Origin of the sequence: Methylophaga nitratireducenticrescens (assembly GCF_000260985.4) — a bacterium.
Lineage (GTDB): Bacteria > Pseudomonadota > Gammaproteobacteria > Nitrosococcales > Methylophagaceae > Methylophaga > Methylophaga nitratireducenticrescens.
The window spans coordinates 2324216-2348569 of sequence record NC_017857.3; the positions used below are offsets into that span (position 1 = coordinate 2324216).

General features: G+C 44.9%; 25 protein-coding genes. 9 read left to right on the forward strand and 16 right to left on the reverse strand.

The genetic code is table 11. From position 1 onward, the window contains the following. The 4 genes from Q7A_RS11010 (at position 1) to Q7A_RS11025 (ending at position 3474) form a co-directional block, all read left to right on the forward strand. Positions 1-1530, forward strand: coding sequence for a fumarate hydratase (locus tag Q7A_RS11010; RefSeq protein WP_014707433.1), 1530 nt, complete (start codon positions 1-3; stop codon positions 1528-1530). Positions 1531-1540: 10 nt separating this feature from the next. Continuing rightward, the gene (locus Q7A_RS11015; protein WP_014707434.1) at positions 1541-1993 is read left to right on the forward strand and encodes a CopD family protein; all 453 of its coding nucleotides are present in this window, start codon (positions 1541-1543) and stop codon (positions 1991-1993) included. Positions 1994-2054: 61 nt separating this feature from the next. After that, positions 2055-2699 (forward strand): lytic transglycosylase domain-containing protein, encoded by a 645-nt coding sequence (locus Q7A_RS11020; protein ID WP_014707435.1) that lies wholly within the window; start codon positions 2055-2057, stop codon positions 2697-2699. Positions 2700-2757: 58 nt separating this feature from the next. Beyond that, positions 2758-3474, forward strand: a complete 717-nt coding sequence (locus Q7A_RS11025; protein WP_169712029.1) for an ElyC/SanA/YdcF family protein — start codon at positions 2758-2760, stop codon at positions 3472-3474. On the opposite strand, the gene Q7A_RS11030 is transcribed toward Q7A_RS11025, so the two are convergent. Beyond that, positions 3460-3981, reverse strand: coding sequence for a retropepsin-like aspartic protease family protein (locus Q7A_RS11030; protein ID WP_014707437.1), 522 nt, complete (start codon positions 3979-3981; stop codon positions 3460-3462). The two genes, Q7A_RS11025 and Q7A_RS11030, sit on opposite strands and share 15 nt — an antisense overlap. Before the next feature lie 108 nt (positions 3982-4089). Between Q7A_RS11030 and Q7A_RS11035 the strand changes: the two genes are divergently transcribed. Continuing rightward, complete coding sequence (locus Q7A_RS11035) at positions 4090-4770, forward strand: tellurite resistance TerB family protein (RefSeq protein ID WP_014707438.1); 681 nt, start codon at positions 4090-4092, stop codon at positions 4768-4770. Between the two features lie 12 nt (positions 4771-4782). Further along, on the forward strand, positions 4783-6351 hold the full coding sequence (locus Q7A_RS11040; RefSeq protein WP_014707439.1) for a hypothetical protein: 1569 nt from the start codon (positions 4783-4785) through the stop codon (positions 6349-6351). Positions 6352-6387: 36 nt separating this feature from the next. On the opposite strand, the gene Q7A_RS11045 is transcribed toward Q7A_RS11040, so the two are convergent. After that, the gene (locus tag Q7A_RS11045; protein WP_014707440.1) at positions 6388-9120 is read right to left on the reverse strand and encodes a cation-transporting P-type ATPase; all 2733 of its coding nucleotides are present in this window, start codon (positions 9118-9120) and stop codon (positions 6388-6390) included. Positions 9121-9264: 144 nt separating this feature from the next. Between Q7A_RS11045 and Q7A_RS11050 the strand changes: the two genes are divergently transcribed. Together Q7A_RS11050 and Q7A_RS11055 are read left to right on the forward strand one after the other, a co-directional pair. Then, positions 9265-10029 (forward strand): NAD(P)H-binding protein, encoded by a 765-nt coding sequence (locus Q7A_RS11050; RefSeq protein ID WP_269147707.1) that lies wholly within the window; start codon positions 9265-9267, stop codon positions 10027-10029. After that, complete coding sequence (locus tag Q7A_RS11055; protein ID WP_014707442.1) at positions 10029-10487, forward strand: YchJ family protein; 459 nt, start codon at positions 10029-10031, stop codon at positions 10485-10487. The genes Q7A_RS11050 and Q7A_RS11055 overlap by 1 nt, the downstream gene beginning before the upstream one ends. Before the next feature lie 4 nt (positions 10488-10491). Here Q7A_RS11055 and Q7A_RS11060 read toward each other — a convergent pair whose 3' ends face one another. The 14 genes from Q7A_RS11060 to glyA all read right to left on the reverse strand — a co-directional run bounded on the left by Q7A_RS11060 (position 10492) and on the right by glyA (position 23361). After that, on the reverse strand, positions 10492-12207 hold the full coding sequence (locus Q7A_RS11060) for a GNAT family N-acyltransferase (RefSeq protein ID WP_014707443.1): 1716 nt from the start codon (positions 12205-12207) through the stop codon (positions 10492-10494). Between the two features lie 117 nt (positions 12208-12324). Beyond that, positions 12325-12705: an aspartate 1-decarboxylase gene (gene panD, locus Q7A_RS11065; RefSeq protein WP_014707444.1), complete on the reverse strand. Its 381-nt coding sequence runs from the start codon at positions 12703-12705 to the stop codon at positions 12325-12327. Between the two features lie 51 nt (positions 12706-12756). Further along, on the reverse strand, positions 12757-13611 hold the full coding sequence (gene panC / locus Q7A_RS11070; protein WP_014707445.1) for a pantoate--beta-alanine ligase: 855 nt from the start codon (positions 13609-13611) through the stop codon (positions 12757-12759). Then, positions 13611-14405, reverse strand: coding sequence for a 3-methyl-2-oxobutanoate hydroxymethyltransferase (gene panB / locus Q7A_RS11075; protein WP_014707446.1), 795 nt, complete (start codon positions 14403-14405; stop codon positions 13611-13613). The genes panC and panB overlap by 1 nt, the downstream gene beginning before the upstream one ends. Then, positions 14402-15061, reverse strand: coding sequence for a deoxynucleoside kinase (locus Q7A_RS11080; RefSeq protein ID WP_014707447.1), 660 nt, complete (start codon positions 15059-15061; stop codon positions 14402-14404). The genes panB and Q7A_RS11080 overlap by 4 nt, the downstream gene beginning before the upstream one ends. Continuing rightward, entirely contained in the window at positions 15058-15546 is a 489-nt protein-coding gene (folK, locus tag Q7A_RS11085) for a 2-amino-4-hydroxy-6-hydroxymethyldihydropteridine diphosphokinase (protein WP_014707448.1), read from the reverse strand. Before folK ends, Q7A_RS11080 begins: the two co-directional genes overlap by 4 nt. Further along, positions 15546-16919 carry a polynucleotide adenylyltransferase PcnB gene (pcnB, locus tag Q7A_RS11090; RefSeq protein ID WP_014707449.1) on the reverse strand — a complete coding sequence of 458 codons (1374 nt, stop codon included), beginning with the start codon at positions 16917-16919 and terminating at the stop codon, positions 15546-15548. Before pcnB ends, folK begins: the two co-directional genes overlap by 1 nt. Positions 16920-16970: 51 nt before the next feature. Further along, the gene (gene rnhB / locus Q7A_RS11095; RefSeq protein ID WP_014707450.1) at positions 16971-17543 is read right to left on the reverse strand and encodes a ribonuclease HII; all 573 of its coding nucleotides are present in this window, start codon (positions 17541-17543) and stop codon (positions 16971-16973) included. Beyond that, a complete protein-coding gene (gene lpxB / locus Q7A_RS11100; RefSeq protein ID WP_014707451.1) occupies positions 17543-18673 on the reverse strand; it encodes a lipid-A-disaccharide synthase in 1131 nt (376 codons plus the stop codon). Before lpxB ends, rnhB begins: the two co-directional genes overlap by 1 nt. 10 nt (positions 18674-18683) lie before the next feature. Continuing rightward, on the reverse strand, positions 18684-19790 hold the full coding sequence (ribBA, locus tag Q7A_RS11105) for a bifunctional 3,4-dihydroxy-2-butanone-4-phosphate synthase/GTP cyclohydrolase II (RefSeq protein WP_014707452.1): 1107 nt from the start codon (positions 19788-19790) through the stop codon (positions 18684-18686). Next, positions 19791-20432, reverse strand: a complete 642-nt coding sequence (locus Q7A_RS11110) for a riboflavin synthase (RefSeq protein ID WP_014707453.1) — start codon at positions 20430-20432, stop codon at positions 19791-19793. 2 nt (positions 20433-20434) lie between these two features. Further along, entirely contained in the window at positions 20435-21532 is a 1098-nt protein-coding gene (ribD, locus tag Q7A_RS11115; protein ID WP_014707454.1) for a bifunctional diaminohydroxyphosphoribosylaminopyrimidine deaminase/5-amino-6-(5-phosphoribosylamino)uracil reductase RibD, read from the reverse strand. An 87-nt stretch (positions 21533-21619) separates the two neighbouring features. Then, positions 21620-22093, reverse strand: coding sequence for a transcriptional regulator NrdR (nrdR, locus tag Q7A_RS11120; protein ID WP_014707455.1), 474 nt, complete (start codon positions 22091-22093; stop codon positions 21620-21622). Between the two features lie 14 nt (positions 22094-22107). Beyond that, positions 22108-23361, reverse strand: a complete 1254-nt coding sequence (gene glyA / locus Q7A_RS11125; protein ID WP_014707456.1) for a serine hydroxymethyltransferase — start codon at positions 23359-23361, stop codon at positions 22108-22110. Positions 23362-23465: 104 nt separating this feature from the next. Here glyA and Q7A_RS11130 point away from each other — a divergent pair, with 104 nt between their 5' ends. Continuing rightward, complete coding sequence (locus Q7A_RS11130; protein WP_014707457.1) at positions 23466-24329, forward strand: NAD(P)-dependent oxidoreductase; 864 nt, start codon at positions 23466-23468, stop codon at positions 24327-24329. Positions 24330-24354 lie beyond the last annotated feature (25 nt).

Sequence of the window (24354 nt, forward strand, 5' to 3'; positions counted from 1 at the left end):
ATGACATTGATTCGCCAACAAGACTTTGTACAAAGCATCGCTGATGCGTTGCAGTTTATTGCTAATTATCATCCTCAGGATTTTATTCAGGCGATGAGCAAAGCCTATGAGCGTGAACAATCTCCGGCAGCCAAAGATGCAATAGCACAGATTCTGGTCAACTCACGGATGTGCGCCGAGAACAACCGGCCGATTTGTCAGGATACTGGCATTGTTAATATTTTTCTCAAAGTCGGTATGCAGGTGCAATGGCAGACCGATCAAAGTCTGGAAGATATGGTTAATGAAGGTGTGCGTCAGGCTTATCAGCATCCAGATAATGTATTGCGTGCCTCTATCGTCGCCGATCCGATTGGCACTCGTAAAAACACCGGTGATAACACACCAGCGGTGATTTATACCGAATTGGTGCCCGGCAACAAGATAGAAATTGATATTGCCGCCAAAGGGGGTGGCAGTGAAAATAAAGCAAAATTCACTATTTTGAATCCGAGTGACAGTCTGGTGGATTGGGTGCTGGAAACCGTTCCCAAAATGGGCGCCGGCTGGTGCCCGCCTGGCATGCTGGGTATTGGCATTGGCGGCACTGCAGAAAAAGCCATGCTAATGGCGAAACAAAGCCTGATGGAAGATATTGATATTCAGGATCTGCTGGATCGTGGACCAGAAACAGCGACGGAAAAGTTGCGGATTGAGTTATATGAAAAGGTAAATCAACTGGGAATTGGCGCCCAGGGTTTAGGCGGTCTGACGACAGTGCTGGACATCAAAATCAAGGATTATCCGACCCATGCGGCTTCGCTTCCCGTTGCCATGATTCCTAATTGTGCCGCCACCCGTCATGTGCATTTCACGCTGGATGGTTCGGGTCCGGCAGTATTCACCCCACCCTCGTTAACCGACTGGCCGGAAATTACCTGGCAGGCCGCTGAAAATACCCAGCATATCAATCTCGATACAATAACGCATGATGAGATCAAACAGTGGCAACCGGGTGATACCTTATTACTCACCGGCCACTTTTTAACCGGTCGCGATGCGGCGCATAAAAAAATTGCCGACTTGCTGGATCTTGGTGAGCCATTGCCAGATGGCCTGGATTTCCATAATCGTTTTATCTACTACGTTGGACCGGTGGATCCGGTTAAAAATGAAATTGTCGGTCCGGCGGGTCCCACCACGGCGACCCGGATGGATAAATTTACTGAAACCATGCTAGCTAAAACAGGTCTGTTAGGCATGATAGGTAAGGCCGAACGCGGTGAACAAACCGTCGATTTAATCAAAAAATATCAATCAACCTATCTGATTGCGGTAGGAGGTGCCGCTTATCTGGTATCAAAGGCGATTAAAGCTTCACGATTAGTGGCGTTTGAAGAGTTGGGCATGGAAGCTGTGCGAGAATTCTATGTAGAAAATATGCCAGTCACTGTGGCTGTTGATAGTCGCGGAAGCTCGGTACATCATACTGGTCCTCTGGAATGGCAGCAAAAAATTGCTGGTATTCCATTTATAACGACAATTAATTAGAGAAATTATTATGGGTATTTGCATCACTTTACATTTACTGGCTTCGGTTATATGGGTGGGCGGAATGTTTTTTGCGTATATGTTTTTACGCCCCGCCGCCGGTATTCTACTTGAACCACAACAGCGGCTTCCTCTCTGGGAGAATGTTTTCAAACGTTTTTTCCCCTGGGTATGGGCTTCAATTATCGTCATTCTAGTCACTGGTTTTGGAATGATTTTTTTACTTGGAGGAATGGGCTCTGTAGGCATGTATGTGCATATCATGCTGCTTTTAGGAATTTTGATGATGCTATTGTTTATGCATATCTTTTTTAACCCTTTCCGCAAGCTCAAATGGGCAATTAATGAACATGACTGGATTGCCGCAGCCAATGCGCTGGATAAAATTCGTAAATTTATTCGGGCAAACCTCATTCTGGGTTTAATTGTTATTGTCATTGGTTCGGCTGGCCGTTATTTTTAATCCCCATGGTACATAAGCTTTTTTTATTTTATTGTTGTCGCTCCTGCTGACTGGCAAATCGGTGGCAAATGATATTAAACAGGTTCGTAACAGTGATGGTGTGGTGGAATTTAGCAATGCCGATGTCGATGTCCGCAAACCAACGTCCATCAACAGCAATAAAACCATCATCTATAAGTCGCTTTCCAATGACGGCGAAAGCTTCAGTTTTTCAGATAAGAAACCGTTAAATGGTGATTTTGAGGTTCTGGCTTATGAATGTTATGCCTGTAATCCCACTTCAAAGATAAATTGGCATACCATCAGTCTGAATACTGCCGATTATGCTGACACGGTCAGAACCATGGCCAAAAAATATAACATTGATGCCGCTCTGGTTCGTGCAGTGATTCACGCCGAATCTGCTTTTAATGCCAAAGCTTTATCCAAAAAAGGCGCACAAGGTTTGATGCAACTGATGCCGGGGACTGCCAAAGATCTGGGTGTCACCAATGCGTTTGATATTCAGCAAAATATTGAAGGTGGCGTGAAATATTTGGCAGGCCTGCTTGATACATTTAACGGCGATATTAAACTGGCTACTGCTGCCTATAATTCTGGTCCTGGTGCGGTCAAGCGCTACAAAGGTATTCCGCCATTTGCTGAAACCGAAGTTTATGTGGAACGCGTTGGCATCTTGCATCAGCGTTATAGACAAGAAAGTTAATCGACAAACACAAGTTTACTGCTAATTTCTATAACGACACTTATCAGGGATCGATTGCTTGGCTAAATTTGTCTTATTTCAAAAACGTCATCTGTGGTTCCCCACAATATGGGGAACCTTACTAATTTTAGTATTGCTGGCCATTAGTTGTCTGCTTATATTGAGACAACTGGCCGTTATACTTGCCCCCACCGCCCCCGTCCCTGATCGTACTTATCTGGTAGTAGAAGGCTGGCAGGATGAAGACAGTTTGTTATCGGCCTTAGCTATATTTAACGCCGAAGGGTATCACTACATGATTACTGCTGGCGGACCAAATAAGCGTTTTTTAAGCCCAGAACATGCCTCCTATGCCGAACAGGCTGGTGCATTCATGCTGGAACAGGGTCTGGATGCCGAAAAACTGATTGTGATTTCGGCCCCGGAATCCGCACAGGAACGCACCTATCTCAGTGCGGTGATGGTACGAGAATGGCTGGCTCTCAACGGCACTGACTTAACCCAACTCAACGTTCATACCAGTCATGTGCATGCTCGACGCACTCGCAGCCTTTATCAAAAAGCCTTTCCCGATTTTAAAATAGGTATTTATGCCACTGTCCCTGATAGTTTTGAACTTCACCAATGGTGGCAGACCAGTGATGGTGCAAAATCAGTGATCACTGAACTGATTGGCAATGTGTGGGTAGCGTGTTGTTTTCATCCCGGTGAACCCGGCTCACATTATGAAAAATGGGCTGTTGAAAAAAGCGAGCAACCTTCAGATCCCAGGTAAACTAAGGGTCAGCGTGCCATCACGTTGCGTCATCTCCAGATGCTTCATAAAGCTCATACCAAGCAACACAATATCATCCGACATATGTGGATTGATGTGTGCCTGGATATGTTGCAGGGTGATACCGCCCAGTTGCACAGTATCCAATTCTGTCGCATAAACAGGAACCACACCATTTGCAGTTGTTACCATGGCCTGCCGCCCCTGCTTTAATCCCGCTTTACTGGCGATAGTCGCTGGTACACTGATATTGGTCGCCCCCGTATCCAACAAAAATGTCACTTCATACCCATTGATAAATCCTGGCGCGACATAATGTCCAGCCTGATTTCTCAACAAAACCACATCAGTAGCTCCCGCCCCCGTCTCCACCAAATGCCGGTTTGGGTTATTTTTCTGCTCAATAAAACCATTAAAAAATAAGGTCAATGATCCCATTAATAATAACCAGAAAATAAGGGTGAATGCTTTAGCTGAGCCTTGTTGATGTGCTGGATTCATTTTCATTTAAGTTAATTCAGTTAAGGTAAAACCAATTTAATATAACCGTGGTCAGAGATTCACATTATGCGGACAAGCCACTTAAATTACATCCAAACCTGGAGATATTAACAAATGAACACACGCAGCCTGATGGATAAACTTTTACAAACTGGCCAGCAATTTCTGGACCAGCAAAATAATGGTTCCAATAGCGGTGACAATAAAATTGGTCAGTTTTTAACGGGTGCTGGTGGTGGCGCTTTGGCCGGAACAGCGGTAGGTCTTCTGCTAGGCAATAAAAAAGCACGCAAAATGGGTGGCAGTGTCTTGAAATATGGCGGTGTGGCGGCATTGGGTGCTGTTGCATTTAAAGCCTATCAGAGCTGGCAGCAAAACAATCAACAAACAGCACCTCAAGCCATACCACAAACCATAGACCGCTTACCCGCTCCAGAAGCTGAATTGCATAGTCAGGCAATACTGCAAGCCATGATTGGTGCCGCCAAAGCTGATGGGCATATTAATGATCAGGAACGTTTGTTAATTGATCAGCAAGTTGCCCAAATCACTGATGATCCTGAGCTACAGCATTGGATAGATTCTGAGTTAAAAAAACCGGTTAATCCTGCTGAAATTGCCAAATTGGCGTCTACACAGGAAATGGCCGCTGAAATGTATCTGGCCAGTTTGATTATGATTGATGAAGATAGTTTTATGGAAAAAGTGTATCTGGATGAGCTTGCACGTCAGCTTAAACTTGATGAGTCTTTAAAGGCCGAAATCCATCAAGCTAAAAAGAACGCTGTCACATGATATGCTTACTGCATGTCATTTCTACCCTCCCTGTTCATTGTGTTGCTGGGCACAAGTTATGCACAGTCAACACCATTTTTTGATCCTGTTTCAGCAGAAATTGTACAACTTCCACTGACCAGTGGAAATTGTACAAACTGCAATCTATCGGAGCAGGCTAAATGGTATTTTGACGAAGAAATTATTGCTTCCCTACCAACGCCAGCTTCTGCATCAGTCAGCTTTCCCAAATGGTTGGAAAAACCGGCTGAAATTAATGACAATATACCCATATGGATTGCTTCCCCTACATTAATTGAGTCAGCCAGGCTCAATAAATCAGGTAAATCACTTCTTCTGGATGACGGCACACAAGTCAATTTTGAAACAATAGCTAAAATTCCACAAAATCAGTCATTCTGGAATAAAAATACCACCGAGTTTTTTAAAAATCGCGATATCCGTTTACGCGGCAAAATGACTGATGATGCGTTTATCGCACGCACCGTCTGGCCCCTGGATTTTGCCATTAACAATTATCAGTTATTGCCACTCAGCGAAGATGAAAATTTGCAAACTCTGGTTCAGGCTGATGATGGCGGCGTACAACAACCACATCAAAATCGTCTGTTGTGGGAGCGAACGCCCGGCTCTGCCATGGAGGCTGCTGGTAAACAGGTTTTAGGCTTGATGCTTAATGGTGCTCAGGGAGATGATCATGAAGCTCTGGCAGGGCATTTTGCAGTAGTGACCGGCCAGTTCGGTGATAATGGCAGTTACTCTGGCTGGCTGGTCAATAATTTTTACAATCTGGAAACCATCAGTGAAAAAGGCATTATTGCTGCGGTCACCCCAATGGATAATTATCTGGCAGACCTCAATGCCGGACAAAATTATTATCGGCCGTCTTACATGCTGGTAGCTACGCTTAAAAATGGTCAGCCAGCAGCAGAATTTCAACAATCCATTAATCAGGTAATGAATTATTTCTATCGGGGTTATTTTATTTATAACCACGCAGACGCCAACTGTACTGGAATCAGCATAGATACCCTGCGTGCATTGGATTGGAATATCCCCACACGTGGCATAAACGGCTATGTTCAGGCGATTGGTGCCTATTTTTATACGGCTATTATTGAAATGGATCTGAATGCAGCCAGACAGATTTATGATTATCTGACGACCGAAACCACTCGCCTGTTACCAGCCGTAGCATTTGATGCTATTGGGGAAGATTTACTACGTTTAACAAACGGTCAAGCAACACGATCGCTTTCTAACTACGAAAAAATTCTTGCTGATTCTATTGAGGCCATCTGGTTTGTCCGAATACCGCAAATACCATCAAGTCGGGTCTATGGTGATGCACCGGTATACAGTTTTAGCGAATATCTGGAAACGGCACCGGCCGATAGGGATGAATGGGTTACTCTTGAATTAGCTGAACGTAATATCGCAGCTTCTTTTCATGAGCAACCACCTGTTAATCCAAAACCACACCCTATTCCCTGGCCAATAGTATTGATTTTATTTGGTTTAAGCGGTTTTATCATTTTGGTGTTTCGCCGTTTGATAAAACACTTTTCCCGACGAAAATAAAACCGTTTGGCAATTGAGAGCAACCAACTTTCCTTTTTAACTGGCTGTTTCTTCAACGTTATGATGGTTGCTCATAAATCGACGTAGCCATTTTTCCAGCTCTAAAATTAAATACATAACAATACCCACCGCAATGATCTCGGTACCATGGCGTAAACCAATTGGTGTTGATTCAAATAACGTGTTCATAAATGGCGCGTAAGTAAAATTCAGCTGCAATAAAATGACCATTCCAATAGAAATAAATACTATAGGCGCGGTGAACCAGCGTTTGATTGACCAGGATGCACTGTTTAAACAACGCACATTGAACAGATAAAATACTTCCATCACCACTAGAGTGTTGACTGCATAAGTTCGGGATTGTTCGATTGACGCCCCCTGAGACTGGGTCCATAAAAACATGCCATAAACCCCAAGCACAAAAAGTAACGACACAAAGCTGATACGCCACACCAGAAAACCGGAGAGCATTTTTTCGTCTCGCTGTCTTGGTTTATGCTTCATGGCATTCTCTTCACCCGGTTCAAAGGCCAGAGATAACGCCAAAGCGATTGAGCTGACCATATTGATCCACAATATCTGTAATGGTGTAATTGGTAAGGTCATGCCAGCCATTACTGCCGCAATAATACTTAATGATTCGCCACCGTTAATGGGCAGTAAAAATAAGATGGCTTTCTTCAGGTTGTCATAGACAGTACGTCCTTCTCGCACAGCTCTGGCAATCGATGCAAAGTTATCATCGGCTAACACCATTTCCGCCGCTTCCTTGGCCGCCTCTGTTCCACCGTGCCCCATTGCTATTCCGACATCCGCTCGTTTCAATGCCGGAGCATCATTTACCCCATCTCCCGTCATCGCAACAACATGGCCATTGGCCTGTAAAGCACTGACTAATCTTAATTTATGTTCCGGTGCAGTACGGGCAAAAACATCCGTTTGGTTAACAGCATGTTGCAATTCTGCATCACTGAGTTGTGTGAGATCGTGCCCGGTCAGCACTTTATCCGTATTATGCAGACCCAGTTTCGCTGCAATCGAACTGGCTGTTGCGGCATGGTCTCCAGTGATCATTTTGACCTGAATACCGGCTTTATGGCATTCACTGACAGCGGTAATGGCCTCTTCTCGGGGAGGGTCAATCAGCCCGATCAAGCCCAGTAACACCAGTCCCTGATCTAAATCTTCAAACTGCAGTTCACCGGTATGTTGTTCTACCGTTTTAGTGGCTACGGCCAGCACACGCTGCCCTTCCGCTGCAATTTTTTCAATCTGTACATGCCAATAACCCTGATCGACTTCAACATCGCCTTGTTCAGTTCGCTGAAATTGGCAAAGCTCGATGAGTTTTTCCGGTGCACCTTTTACAGCAATAAAATCATGTCCCTGATGATCATGATGCAAGGTGGCCATAAAACGATGTGCGGTATCAAACGGGATAACATCACGTCGTGGGTAAAATTGTTTCAGCTCCTCCAGCGTAAAATCCGCCTTTAATGCGGCGGTAAGCATCGCTGCTTCCATCGGATCGCCTTCGGCCAGCCAGTCATCATCACGTCGCTTTAATGCCGAATCATTGCAAATAGCGGCACAGCGTAAAAGCAACGTTAAGATTTCGTGCTGTTCGGTTTCAATGGCCTGCTCATCAATAGTAAACTCGCCCGCTGGAGAATAGCCCACACCAATGACGCTATAGTTATTTGCGGAGCTCATCACAGTGGAAACAGTCATTTCATTGCGGGTTAAGGTACCGGTTTTATCAGAGCAGATAATGGATACCGCGCCCAGCGTTTCTACTGCTGGCAGCCGTCTGATAATGGCGTTACGGCTGGCCATTTTTTGTACACCAATCGCCAGCGTGATGGTCAGAATAGCGGGTAAACCTTCAGGAATACCCGCTACGGCCACACCAACCACAATCATAAACATCTCGATAGCCGGTGTCTGGTTCAACCAGTAACCATAACTGAATACCAAACCGCCAATCACCATAATGACCAGAGTCAGCCAGCGAGAAACAACGGAAATTTGTTGTAACAACGGTGTAGTGAGATTTTCGATATCAGAAATCATACCGCTGATACGGCCAATTTCAGTGTGTGCTCCGGTCGCAACCACCACACCATGTCCCTGACCTGAAGTGACTAAAGTGCCTGAATACGTCATACACAGCCTGTCACCTAATACGGCATCACTTGCTACGGGTTGATGATGTTTTTCAACAGCGACTGACTCACCAGTTAACACCGCTTCCTGAATTTGCAAACCTTTTGCACTGAAAAGTCGCATATCAGCAGGCACCTTATCGCCAGGCTCCAACACCACCACATCACCGGGAACCAGCTGATCGGCTTCAATCCGCAGGCGATGCCCACTGCGAATTACTGTTGCATGAGGCGCCAGCATATCTTTAATAGCATCAAGCGCTTTTTCGGCTTTTCCTTCCTGAATAAAGCCAATTAGCGTGTTTAAAATGACAACCGCAAGAATTACCCAGAAATCTATCCAATGACCCAGCAAAGCGGTAAGCAACGCCGCAGCTAACAACACATAAATGATCAAATTGTGCAGCTGAGCAAATAACCTGGCTATTGCTGAACGCCCTTTAACCCTAGGCAAATGATTTTCACCAAATAGCTGCAAACGTTGTTCAACGGTTTCGGAATCCAAACCATGCTTGTCACTCTCGAGTAGTGACAAACTTTCCTCTGAACTAAGGTGGTGCCAGGACTTTTCGAATGGTTGATTCTGCATATGCTGTTTCATCGGTAACTCCAGACAACGCTCACAACCTTAGCATAACCTGGTTGTGAGTTAAGCCTAAGTAACAAAGTGGTTTGTTTTGATCTACATCAAGCTGCACAATAAGCAGATTCTGTCTTTGTCTAGGAGAAAATCGTCATAAACACTATTAGTCTTTTAGGGAGCGGCTGGTTGGGCTTACCACTGGCAACTCAACTATATAAACAAGGCTTTCATGTAAAAGCTTCAACTCGACATCGTGAAAGATTCTCTGAAATTGCTACAGCTGGCGCCAGCGCATTTTATGTTGATATTGACCAGTTATCCGATATCCAAGAATTTTTGCATAGCGAAATTCTGATCATCAACATCACCTCTAAAAATCAAACTGGTTTTGCTGATCTTATCCAGCAAATTGAAAAATCGCCAATTCAAAAAGTATTGTTTATTAGTTCTAGCTCGGTATATCAAAACCTGAATCGTGAAGTCAGCGAAGATGAAAAAGCTGAAGATCACAGCAGTGTGTTATGGCACATTGAACAACAATTTCAAGCTAGCCAACATTTCCAAACAACCATCTTACGTTTCAGTGGTTTGATTGATAAAAGACGTCATCCTGGCCGGTTTTTTCGCAATGGCCGCAGTGTGCCTCAAGCAGATGCCCCGGTGAATTTGATTCATCTGGATGATTGTTTAGGTATTATCAATGCTATTTTGCAGCAACAAGCTTGGGGTGAAATATTTAATGGCTGTGCTGATACTCACCCGACTAAGCGGGAGTTTTACAGTTATGCGAGACAGTTAATGGGATTGTCATCACCAGAATTCGATAGCGAAAGCGATATCAAGTACAAAATAATAAGCAACCAGAAAGTTAAGAGGAAATTAAACTATCAGTTTCAACACCCTGATTTAATAAAGATTAACTTCTAATGAAAAACCAACTTTGTCCGTGCCAAAGTCAATCTATTTATGATGAGTGTTGTGGCTTTCTGCATCAAGGCAAACAGGTTGCGACCAACGCTGAGCAATTAATGCGTTCACGCTACAGTGCGTTTGTGATGCACAACACGAGCTATTTACAAACAACGATACACCCCTCACAACGACAGCCAGATGATTTGCTTAATTTGCAGCAAACGATGGAAACCACCCAATGGTTAGGTTTAATCATTTTGGAGCATACCGAAACTGGCGATCAAGCTGAGGTCGATTTTATTGCTTTTTATGTCGATAAACCTATCGGACAGTTACACGAACGCTCACGATTCTCTCGCCAACAAGGTCAATGGTTTTATCTGGATGGCGAGTTTTTACCACCGATAAAATTGGGTCGCAACGAGAATTGTGTTTGTGGCAGTGGCAAAAAACTTAAACGCTGTCATGGATAACAGGTTAAGCCTTTGCTTCCCCCAGATAACGTTTTCGTTTAGCTGGTTTTAATTGCTGGAGATCGACCATCACCAGTCCATCGATACAGTTACCGAAGTTGGCATCGATATTAAAATCGATAAACCGCACACCACTTGGCTCACAAATATCGGCGTATTGTTTATAAAGCATCGGCACCGTTACATTCATATGCGCCAATTGCTCACGCATCGCCGTGAAATCACTCTCGGCATTTTGGTTAACTAATGTTGCATTTACCCGTTGTTGTATTTCAATATCAAACACTGAAGGTACTCTGGCGGTCGCCAAGGTTTCTGTATCAGCAAAATGTTTTTGATAAAAACTGACAATCAACGCCTTGGCAAAATCAGGATAGGTATTACTTAAACTGACCGGTCCAAACAGATAACGCACCTCTGGATAACGTTTTAGATAGGCACCGATGCCATACCATAAATAATCCAGACTGCGCTTACCCCAGTATTTGGGACTGACAAAGCTGCGGCCTAATTCAATACTCACTGGAAAATAATTCTGCATCGCTGAATTAAATTGAAACAGCTCACTGGTATAGATATCTCGCCCAGCAGACATAATGCGTGCGACTTCACCAATTCGATAAGCATCGGCTATCTCCAGCTCTTGCTCATCCCACAGGATTAAATGTCGGTAATCCCGATCATAATGATCTAAATCACGTCTTTTACCCGTTCCTTCTCCAACCTGCCTGAAGGTAATTTCCCGTAACCTGCCAATCTCCTGCATCACAGCTGAATTTGATTGATGATCAAACAGATATATTTTTTTATTGTCGGCCGTTTCGCCCAACAATTCAGCTTGCTGTAATTCTTTTTTGATTGCCCGACGTTCCTGGGGATGGGCAATCGTCTGCTCAGTGACAAACAGCGGTTTTTTACCTTTGGCCAGTCGATATAAATGACGTCTTAATAACTTGGCTTTTTCGGCCTTTATCAGCGGCAACTGTTCAATTTGCTGATAGGCAATGGACTCCCCTACTCGCATCGAGATGGTTTTGGAGTTTTTATTAAACATTTCATGTGCCAGCATCATGCCTGACAATGGCTTATAAACCATCGAGGCGCTATAGAATAGCGAAGAGTTTCTGGCTTCAACATATATCGGCAAAATGGGCGATTGCGTTTTTTTGGCAAAATTTAAAAACCCGCTGTTCCATTTACCATCACGAACACCACCGGGCCGGATACGTGACACTTCTCCAGCTGGAAACACAATTACTGCCTCATCATTGTTCAGACATTCAACAATCCTGGCAATACTACTTTTACGGGTAGATTTGGAGAGATTATCAACCGGCAGAAACAAGGAACTTAATGCCGAAAAGTTCAGCAGCATGTCATTGGCAACAATTTTCACATCACGCCTGACTTCACCCACCAGTTTTAGTAAACATAATCCATCTAACGCACCTAATGGATGATTGGCGACAATCACCACGCGGCCAGTGGCTGGAATATTATTTCGGTGGCGATGGGTAATGCTATAACTGAAATTGAAGTAATCCAGTACTTCATCAATAAAATCAAAACCTTCAAGCTGTTTATGCTGCTCCAGGAAACGATTGACTTCCTGTTCGTGAGTGATTTTTCGGAGAAAGCCTAACGTCGGTTTTCTGACCCAAGGTTTTTGATTTTGAAAATTGGGAAATTTTTGTTGAACAGCTTGTTCAATATTGAGCATATGGTTTCTCTGGTAACTTCATGCTGCAAAGTCTAGAGAACACCTATGACAAAAAAATAACGGTTTGATGACTGTTCGGTGACAGTCTCGCAAACCTTTATATCTGGAGGGTTTTAATCAGGCTGCTTGAACAGGGATGGCATGACGCATATGGGTAATATCATTATTTTCATTGAGATATACCAGCGTCGGTTTAAAGCTTTTCAGTTCTTCTGCATCCATTGCGGTATAGGCACAGATAATAATCCGATCACCCGGAGAGGCTTTATGTGCCGCAGCACCGTTAACTGAAATGATATTAGAACCGTCTTCAGCACGAATGGCATACGTCACGAAACGTTCGCCATTAGCGACGTTGTAAATATGAATTTGTTCATACTCGTGAATGCCGGCGGCTTCGAGTAATTTGCCATCAATCGCGCATGAACCCTCATATTCCAGTTCAGAATGGGTTACACAGGCACGATGTAATTTAGCTTTTAACAGTGTCAGATGCATAGCTGGCAAAATTCCGTTAGTAAGCCGTATATTATCGCTTTTTAACAATGCTCAAGCAAGGTTACAGGCAATATTGTCAATCAACCGTACACTGCCCACACGTCCCGCCGCCAGTAACCGCAACTTTTTATCCACTTCAGGATTAACCAATTGCAAATCTTCTGCCCGACGAATATCAATATAATCCAATGTAAACCCGGAAGCAGTTAATTGCGTATGGGCTTGAGCCAGTAAAGCCGAATAGTCCTGGTTGCCAGACTCCAGCTGTTGTTTGAGTTCAAGCAGATTTGAATACAACGCTGCGGCTTGCTGTTTCAGCATTTCGTTTAAATGCTGATTACGTGAACTCATCGCCAGACCATTATCTTCTCTTACAGTAGCTGCGCCCACGATTTTAATCGGCAAGTTCAAATCAGCCACCAGTTTACGAATCAGCAATAATTGCTGGTAATCCTTTTCACCAAACACCGCAACATCGGCCTGCACTATATTGAAGAATTTGGTGACGACGGTGGCAACACCATCAAAGTGTCCGGGACGCTCCAGGCCACAGAGCTTGTCATCCATACCGGGCACATGGATAAAGGTATGAAAATCCTTGCCCTGTGGATACATCACCTCATTATCAGGCGTAAATAACAGATTACAGCCCACCTGAGTCAGCTTTTCAATATCTGCCTGCAACGTCCGGGGATAGTTGGCTAAATCCTGTTTGTCATCAAACTGCAATGGATTAACAAAAATACTGACCACCACTTTGTCAGCCAGGGTCTGAGCTTTTTTGACCAGAGAAATATGCCCGTCATGAAGGTTTCCCATGGTCGGCACAAAGGCAATAGTCTGATGTTCAGCACGCCAGGTCTTTATCTGACCACGCAGGCCCAGAATCGATTCAACAATTTGCATTAATACTGTTGCTCAGCTGTGGGAAACTCACCATTTTTAACGGCTTCCACATAACGACTTATTGCTGCAGGGATGTGACCACTGTCGGCCAGGAAATCATAACTGAAACGCGGACGTTTACCAGCAGTGATACCTAACATATCGTGCAATACCAAAACCTGTCCATCACAGTCAGCTCCAGCGCCAATGCCAATAACAGGAATCGTAAGCGCTTCACTGATAATCTTCGCCAATGCCGCAGGGACGCATTCCAATACCAGCATATCGGCACCCGCTTTTTCCAAACTAATTGCATCCTGCAGAATTTTATCTGCAGTAGACTGCTCTCTTCCCTGAACCAGATAACCACCCAGCTTATGCACTGACTGAGGTAATAACCCCAGATGCCCACAAACCGGAATGCCACGCTGGGTTAAGGCGGTGATTAAGTCAACCAGCTCTGCTCCACCTTCCAGTTTGACCATCTGCGCCCCGCCTTCGGCCATTAATCGGGCTGCATTGTGCAAAGCCTGATCAATATTGGCATAGCTCATAAATGGCATATCAGTGATCACAAACAGACGCTCACTGCCACGAACCACATTGGCAGTATGGTAAATCATGTGGTCAATGGTAACCGGTAAAGTACTTTCCTGCCCCTGAATAACCATACCCAGTGAATCACCAACCAATACAATATCCACCCCGGCCTGTTCAAGAACGTGACTAAAGCTTGAATCATATGCCGTCAGCACGGCGATTTTTTTATGCTCGGCTTTCATTTTACGCAGCTGATTGAGACTGGTACGGCTCATGAGCTTTTCTCTTTCACTGGCAAAGGATTGTAATACTGGCGACCACTCTGGATAGTACAAATTTGATCCAGTAACTGCTGATAATCGGCTTCACTTTTCACTAAATCAATTTGCTCAGCATTAACGATTAATAGTGGAGAAGCATCGTAATAATGGAAAAAGTCAGCATAGGAATCGGCCAATCGTTTCAGATAAGCATCCTCAACATGCTGTTCATAACTGATACCACGCTGCGAAATCCGGTTTTTCAGGATCGGCAGTGAGGCTTGCAGATAAATCACCAGATCCGGCGTCCGATGGTGCATGGTCAAATTATCGTAAACCATGTTGTATAAGGCCAGTTCATCATCATCGAGAGATATCTGGGCAAACAAACGGTCTTTTTCCAGCATGAAATCAGCAACATGCAATGAGGTGAATAAATCATCCTGTTGCAGTGTTTTAGCTAATTTGACACGTTGCATCAAGAAGCTCAATTGCGTGGGTAATGCCGATTGTTTGGGGTGCAGGTAATAACGTTCCAGAAAGGGATTCTGTTCCGGTGCTTCCAACAAGGTGTTGCCAGAAAAGCTGTCAGCCAACCTTTTAACCAGATGGGTTTTGCCGACACCAATAGGACCTTCGACAACAATATAGCGATGTGGCAATGTTTTCATAAGCTAATTTTATCCACTTGTTGTAAATCACCTTGCGGGCAGGAGAGCAATATTTGCTGCAAAGCACCTATGCCGGGAATCTCAATATCCGGTGCTATTTCGGCCAATGGATATAACACAAATGCCCGCTCATGCATGCCTGGGTGCGGTATTGTCAGTCGCTCATCATCTAATATTTGATCACCGTAGAGCAAAATATCCAAATCCAGCGTCCGTTCACCCCAATGCCGCTTTCGTTCGCGTCCATGGAGTTGTTCAACAGATTGTAAAGCATCAAGTAACTGATGTGGACTGAGAGCGGTTTCCAGTGAGATCACCGCATTAATGTAATCTGGCTGATCGGCTGGACCCATAGGCGGGCTCTGATACAATGAGGATACTGTGATGATGGTGATTCCGGCTAATGAGTGTAAATCATTTATTGCCGTTTTAATCTGTTGCACGGGGTTTTGCAGATTACTGCCGAGTCCAATATAAACTAGCATTATTCAACTTTTTTATTAGCAGGTTTACGTCGACGGCGACGGCGGGGTTTACGTTTATCTGTCTCTCCGCCGCTACCTAAAGCGTTAACCATTTCGGTCTGCGTAGTAGCAGATGTCTGCTGAAAGGTAGTCCACCAGTCAGTCAGCTCTTGCAGAGGTTCACCGGATTGAGCCCGCAATGCCAGAAAGTCGTAACCAGCACGAAACTTGGGATGTAACAACAGAGTAAAAGCCCGTTTTCCCTGGCGACGTGTCAATCGTGGTTGCATGGTCCAGATATCACGAGTGACCAGGCTGAAACGTTTGGGTATAGCAACCGTTTGTATCTGCTCAGACAACACCTCTCCAGCAGCACGTTGCATCGCCGGAATTTCGGGCATTTCGTTACTCAGTTCAAGCCAACGTTGCCGTAATGGCTCCCATAATAAAGCAGCGAACAGAAACGCGGGCGTAACCGGTTTATTGTCAGCCAGTCTTTTATCGGTATTTTCCAGCGCTTTCATCAGCAACGTACGTGGAAAACCGTTATTTTCCTGATGTAATAAGGCTGCGGTTTGGGGATAAAGATGATCAAACACACCGTAGTGACAAAGTAACTCGTGAGTTACTGCCGCCTGACCACTTAAATATAGCTTTAAGGTTTCATCAAATAATCTTGCCGGAGGAATGTCGCTGAGTAATGGAGCCAGATCCACAATTAATTGTTCGGTCTCAGCTTCCAGTTTTAGCCCTAATTTGGCCATAAAGCGTAAAGCTCGTAGCATTCTCACAGGATCTTCACGATACCTGACCGGTTTATCACCAATTAACCGAATCAAACCTGCCTGCAGATCGGCAATACCGCCGGTGTAATCGACAATCGAAAAGTCACGAATGTTGTAGTACAGGGCGTTAATGGTGAAATCACGTCGCCACGCATCCTGCTCTAATGTGCCGTACACATTATCCTGCATGATACGACCTTGCTTATCGACATGATTTTTAGCTTCAGGAGGCGCTCGGAAAGTGGCTACTTCAATAATCTCATCACGCCCAAAGCGCACGTGAACCAGTTTGAAACGACGACCAATTAACTGGCTGCGACGAAATAACCGATGCACCTGCTCCGGCAGAGCATTGGTAGAGATATCAAAATCCTTAGGTTCATAACCCAATAACAAATCCCGTACACAGCCCCCCACCAGATAGGCCTCAAAGCCAGCATCTTTAAGGGTATAAAGCACTTTTAAGGCACTGGGACTGATTAACTGTCGGGAAATATTATGATCAGAGCGCTGCACAATAAGTGGTGCGGCTCCCTCGGCAGCGGCGCGGCTTTTTTTACCGGCTTTGATCCGTTTGAATGAATTGATGAGTGAATTTATCGAAAGCATAAGGTGCGAATAATACCATGCTTAAAGGCGATATCTGGAAATTGCATCAATTTATCTCATTGCCCGGCGAACCGGTGCAAATGACTGTCGATGAATTGGTGAAGGACCTAAATCGATTAATGCTTGTTGATGTTGTACCGTTGGATAGCCTTTATGTTTAGCCAGACCATAACCGGGATAAAGTTGATCCAAAACCAACATCTCACGATCTCTGGCAACCTTTGCTAATATTGAAGCAGCCGCTATGGACGGCTCACTTAGATCACCTTTAATGATGGTAGTGACCGGACAGTTTAATTGCGGAGCATAATTACCATCAACCAGGGCATGTTCAAGCTCATAAGGTAAAGCTGCCACTGCACGTTGCATCGCCAATAAGCTGGCTTGCAAAATATTCAATTGATCAATTTCTTCCACTTCTGCCCGGCCCAACGCCCACGCATAAGCATATTCTTCAATTAACGGTACAAGTTGTTCGCGGCGTTTTTCACTGAGCTTTTTAGAATCGGTCAATCCTGTAATAGGTTTATTAGGATCGAGTATGACTGCTGCGGTCACCACTGGCCCTGCCAAAGGCCCCCTGCCAACTTCATCTATTCCAGCAATTAAGACAACTGACTGCATTAAATCAAACTCAGTACAAGTTTTGCAGCATTCACCGCCCCACCAGGTGGGCCAAGTGCTTGTTTGACCTGCTGACGAATGTTTTCAGCGTGCTGCTGCCGTTGGGGATGAGTAAGCAAATCCATTAGCTGCTGCTCCAATCGAACTGGCGTAACGTCATCCTGGAGCAATTCTTTAATTGCCGGCTGTTTTGTCACAATATTGCATAACCCAACATACGGGATTTTCACCAGGCGTTTGAGTATCCGGTAACTCCATGGAGAAACTTTATAGGTAATAAAATGAGGAACACCCAGCAATGCAATTTCTAGCGTCACTGTTCCCGAGGCTGCGACAATGGCATCACAGGTCTGAATAACCTCATAAAAATCATTCTTGATAACGCTTATATTTAAACGTGATCCAGCCAAATATTGTTGCAGAAAGCTTTCCTCAATACCTGGGGCCTGAGGAATCACTATCTGAATTGGAAAATACCGTTTTTCAATACGTTCAGCAGCTTCCAGCATTACTGGCAATAAGACTGATATTTCACTGCGACGACTGCCGGGAAATAAACCAATAACCCTAATATCCTTATCTAATGAGAACTTTTCACGTGCTGCAGGTTTGGACAACTCAGTATGTACAGCGTCTACTAAAGGATGCCCTACACAGGTAACTGCAACGTCTGCCTTCTCATATATTTCCTGTTCAAATGGAAATAAAACAGCCATATGATCAACAGCACGTTTGATTTGTTCGATGCGCCCTGCCCGCCAGGCCCAGATTTTCGGGCTGATGTAATACAAAACTTTAATGCCGAGTTTCTTGGCCTGTTTTGCCAGTTTAAGATTAAAGCCGGGATAATCGATCAGGATTAGCAAATCCGGTGGTTGACGACGTAATTCGGCAACCACCTGATTAAAAATGTTTTTGATTTTGGGGTAACGCTTAATAACCTCCACCAAGCCCATCACCGCCAATTCAGCAAAGTCAATACCGATATCGGCACCAGCAGCCCGCATTTTGTCACCACCAATACCCGTTATATAGATTGAGGGTTGCTGCTGCTTTAATGCAGCCACCAGGCGAGCGGCATGAGCTTCGCCCGAGGCCTCACCAGCCACAATGTAAATATGATTACTCACGAATACTGGCTCAGTCTTCTACATACCCGGTTAATTCAAGTCCAAAACCGGAAACACCGGTTAACTTGGTTGGAGTGCCAATCACCCGCATTTTACGTATGCCCAAATCAGCAAGGATCTGCGCGCCAACACCAAAGGTTCTCAAATCCCAGCTGGCTTTAAAGGGCGCGGCTTCACCTTGATCCTGCTGCTGATAACGGGCAATTTTTGCAGCCAGTTGTTTGTTCTGTTCTGGCTGTCGTAATACCACCAGAACACCTTTTCCGGCTTGCTGGATTCGTTGCATCACATCCGGTAAAGGCCAATGGGTGGGTTCACGTTTTGATGCCAGTAAATCCCCTAGAGGATCAGCCATATGCACACGTACCAATGTTTCCTGTTCTGCATCAATTTCACCATATACTAAAGCCAGATGGGTTTGACCACTTACATCATCCTGATAACTGTGCAAGGTGAAATCACCATATTCGGTTGGAAATTCACAGGTCGACATGGCTTTAATCGTCATTTCGTTTTGCAAACGGTAACTAATCAAATCGGCAATTGTGCCAATCTTTAACTGATGGGTTTGGGCAAACTTTTCCAAATCCGGACGACGCGCCATGGTGCCATCATCATTAAGAATTTCAACAATAACAGCTGCAGGCGTGCAGCCTGCCAGATAAGCCAAATCACAACCAGCCTCGGTGTGACCTGCTCGGGTTAACACGCCACCAGGTTGGGCTTTTAATGGAAAAATATGTCCGGGTTGCACGAGGTCTTCAGGTTTGGCTTTGGGCGCTACGGCTTTTTTTATGGTTAATGCACGATCGGCTGCAGAAATACCGGTTGTCACACCATCAGCCGCTTCAATTGAAACAGTGAAGTTGGTAGCATAAGGTGTTTTATTATCGGTCACCATTAGTGGCAAACGTAATTGTCGGCAGCGATCTTCAGTCAATGTCAGACAGATTAATCCACGACCAAATTTGGCCATGAAATTAACAGCGTCTGCGCTAACTTTATCGGCGGCCATTATTAAATCACCTTCATTTTCGCGATCTTCATCATCCATGATAATGACCATTTTACCTTGCTTGAGGTCGTCGATAATTTCCCGGGTGTTGTTGATTTGCATTTAGCGAATAAAACCCTGTTGAGTAAGAAAATCCCGGCTGATGGTGGAGCCGGTCTGAGGTAGCAGACGTTCCAGATAACGAGCAATCAGATCCACTTCCAGGTTGACTCGGGTGCCGGGCTGATAATATTTAATGATGGTTTCTTCAAGTGTATGCGGGATGATATTGATATCAAAACCACCTTCGAAAATACTATTTACGGTGAGACTGACACCATCGATGGAAATGGAGCCTTTTTCAGCAATATATCGTGTCAGATCGGCAGGCACTTTTATGCGATATTGCCAGGATCTTGCCGAGGCGGCTTTACTGATAACCTCACCTAAACCATCGACATGACCACTGACAAAATGTCCACCCAGTCGGTCACCTACCGCAAGGGCTTTTTCCAGGTTAGCTTCACTACCGGTTGTTAATTGCCCCAGACTTGTACGTTGTAAGGTCTCCTGAGAAACATCGAACTGTAAATGATTTGCCGACATTTCAACCACGGTAAGACATACGCCATTGACGGCGATACTATCGCCCAGTTTTACGTCAGTCAGCTCCAGTTTGGCCGGATCAATATGCAAACGAAGATCCCCGCCGCGTGATTCCAGTGATTTCAGCTGGCCTACAGCCGCGATAATACCTGTAAACATATTTAAAAAGCCTCGTTGTACTCTGGGACAGCAGTAATACGCCAGTCCTGACCAATTGCCCGTATATCGGTAATGTGTAATTGAATATTTTGCGCCATGCGATCCATGCCGGGCAGATGAAATACTGCTCTGGCTGCATCCCCCATCAGTTTTGGTGCCACATAAAAAATCATTTCATCAATTAACTGTGAACGTAACAATGCACCATTTAACACTGCCCCCGCTTCAACCATTACTTCATTAATTTCACGCTTGGCCAGTACTGCCAGCATGCCGCTCAAATCAACCTGATTATTTGGTGCAGGTAATACAAGGGTTTCCACATCAGCGCGCACCATTCGCTCACATGCGGTAAACAACAATACTTTAGCGTCATTGAGGATCCGGGCTGAAGTCGGCATACGTAGCTCACTGTCGACAATAACTTTTAACGGTTGCCGAATGCTCTCACCATGGGGATACCAATCATCTACATGACGAACGTTAAGTAACGGATCATCTGCCAGCACCGTACCGACACCTGTCAGGATCGCTGAGCTCCGCGCACGGAGTTTCTGTACATCGGCTCGTGCTTCAGGACCGGTTATCCATTTACTTTCTCCTGAAGCCATTGCTGTACGACCATCAAGGCTCATCGCTATTTTACTTCGCACAAAAGGTCTGCCAAGGCGCATACGTTGAATGAAACCTGGATTTAATTGTTCCGCTTGGGATTGCAAAATCCCCTGATGAACTTCAATACCCGCCTGTTCGATACGCTTAATACCCGTTCCAGAAACAACCGGATTCGGATCAGTCATTGCCACAAATAAACGTTTAATTCCCGCGCGGATTAAAGCATCAGCACATGGCGGAGTTCGTCCGAAATGACTGCAGGGCTCAAGGGTTACATAACAATCAGCGCCTTCTGCATCATGTCCGGCATCATGCAGAGCATTTATCTCGGCATGAGCTTCACCGGCGCGATGATGCCACCCCTGGCCGATTATCTGATCATTTTTAACAATCACACAGCCAACGCGTGGGTTAGGATCTGCTGTATATAACCCTTTCCAGGCAAGTTGTATTGCCTGTGCCATAAATTGTTCGTGTTGGCTCATTGGGAGTGCCTCCACCGATTATCGTTCGTTATGATTGTAATCGCATTCGAATGATGCGTTGGCACAAACTGGTGCTGATAGTAAGATTCAGCTGTCTTTATCAGATAATGCACGATTTTCCATACGTTCAATTTCTTCCCGAAACGCATTCACATCCTGAAAGCTTCGATAAACAGAAGCGAATCGGACATATGCTACTTCATCCAGTTCACGTAATGCATCCATTACCCAATCACCCACCAGACGACTTTGCACTTCTCTTTCACCCGTTGCCCATAACCGTCGAGTGATGGTTTTTACTGAATGGTCAATCGCATCAGTGCTGACAGGACGTTTTTCCAAAGCACGCATTATCCCAGCACGTAATTTATTTTCGTCAAACGCTTCACGGGTGGCATCGCGCTTAATCAACCTTGGCAAACTCAGCTCAGCGGTTTCATAAGTGGTAAACCGCTCATTACATTCCTGACACATACGACGACGTCGAATCGCATCCCCCTCGGAAGAAAGGCGCGAATCAACGACTTTAGAATCTTCAGCTCCGCAAAACGGGCAACGCATCAGTCAGCTCAAACTTATGAATAAACTGGCAATCGTTTACAGATCGTCGTGACTTTGTCACGAATAGCTGCAATCACTTTTTCATCACCATGACTATCAATAACATCACACATCCAGCCAGCCAAATCGGTGCAATCCTGCTCGCTGAAACCACGTGTGGTAACCGCAGGTGTTCCGACACGGATGCCTGATGTCACAAAGGGTGATTGCGGATCGTTAGGCACAGCATTTTTATTGACCGTAATATGGGCATTACCCAACCAGGCATCGACTTCTTTACCGGTCAGTCCCGCTTCAATAAAGCTGACCAGGAACAAATGGTCATCGGTTCCTTTAGAAATCACATCATAGCCACGGGCCATAAAGACTTTGGCCATCGCCTGAGCGTTTTTGACGACTTGCTGTTGATAGGTTTTGAACTCCGGTAACATTGCTTCTTTAAACGCCACCGCTTTTGCCGCAATCACATGCATTAACGGGCCCCCCTGAAATCCCGGAAAGACAGCGGAGTTCAGTTTTTTCTCAAGCTCGGGATTGGATTTTGCCAAAATCAAACCACCACGTGGACCTCTTAATGTTTTATGAGTGGTAGTTGTGGTCACATCAGCAATTTGTACCGGATTTGGATACAGTCCAGCGGCTACCAATCCCGCAACATGGGCCATATCAACCAGTAAATATGCACCTACTGAGTCAGCAATATCACGGAATTTTTGCCAATCGATAAGACGTGAGTAGGCTGAAAAACCTGCAACGATCATTTTTGGCTGGTGTTCTTTAGCCAGTTTCTCGACTTCATCGTAGTTAATTTCACCAGAATCAGAGCTGATACCGTAAACCACAGAATTATAAATTTTTCCAGATGCACTGACTTTGGCGCCGTGGGTCAAGTGCCCACCATGAGCCAAACTCATTCCAAGAATGGTGTCACCTGGTTGCAATAAAGCCAGATAAACGGCAGCATTTGCTTGAGAACCAGAATGTGGCTGCACGTTAGCGTAATCAGCTCCGAATAAAGTTTTTGCCCGTTCAATTGCCAAAGTTTCAGCTGTATCAACGTGCTCACAACCACCATAGTAACGTTTGCCGGGATAACCTTCAGCGTATTTGTTGGTTAACAATGAGCCCTGAGCTTCCATTACCCGTGGGCTAGTATAGTTCTCAGAGGCAATTAATTCGATGTGATCTTCCTGACGTTGTTCTTCTGCTGCAATTGCTTGAAACAACTCGTCATCAAAATCAGCGATGCTCATGTTTTTTTTATACACAGTTTTCCCCTGTAGCGGCTGTAAATGCCCGCATATTGTATCCCACAACGCACGCAGCATCTATGTAAGAATAGTTTTTTCGTTACGCAAAAAGAGGAATCATCATGAAAATAGGCATTCTTGGCGGAGGCTTGATGGGCAAGGCGCTTGCAGAACACCTTCTCAATCAGAAATGTGAATTGAGCATTTATAACCGAAGCATTGAAAAGATCGCAGATTTAAGTAGCCAAGGCGCCCGAATTTGTGGGACTGCGAGTGAAGCTGTTGAGCAAAGCGAGATAGTTATTTTACTGCTAAGCGATGCTGATGCGATTGCTACTGTTTTGGACAGTGTTGAGCCCAACGCATTTATTGATAAGTTATTTATTCAAATGGGTACGATTGCACCAAAGCAATCTCAGCATATTGAAACCCAGCTAAGCAGTGCCGGAGCAGCTTATCTCGAATGCCCGGTGTTAGGGAGTTTACCGGAAGCCCGTAGCGGCAAACTGATTCTGATGGCCGCTGGAATGGAAGATAATTATCGTCAGGCACTTCCCCTGTTGAAAATAATCGGTGAAACACCGCGTTATATCGGTGCAACAGGCCGGGGAGCTGCTGTTAAGTTAGCGATGAATCAGTTAATTTCTGGTCTGACTGTCACATTTTCATTAAGTCTGGCGTTAATTGAAGAATATCAGATTGATGTTGAACAATTTATGCAGATTGTCCGCGAAAGCGCTCTTTATGCGCCAACTTTTGATAAAAAACTGGACCGTATGCGCAACCGGAATTTTAGCGAGCCCAATTTTCCAACCAAACATCTGGCAAAAGATACTCAATTGTTTCTTGAAGTCGGGGAACAACTGCGGCTTGACACAACCGCTTTACAAGGCGTCAGTCGACTGCTGGATAAAACCATCTCAATGGGCTTGGACAATACTGATTATTCGGCAATATATGCCGCGATTTCGCCTGATAGAAAATAATCCTCATAAACAAAAACGCCCTCTT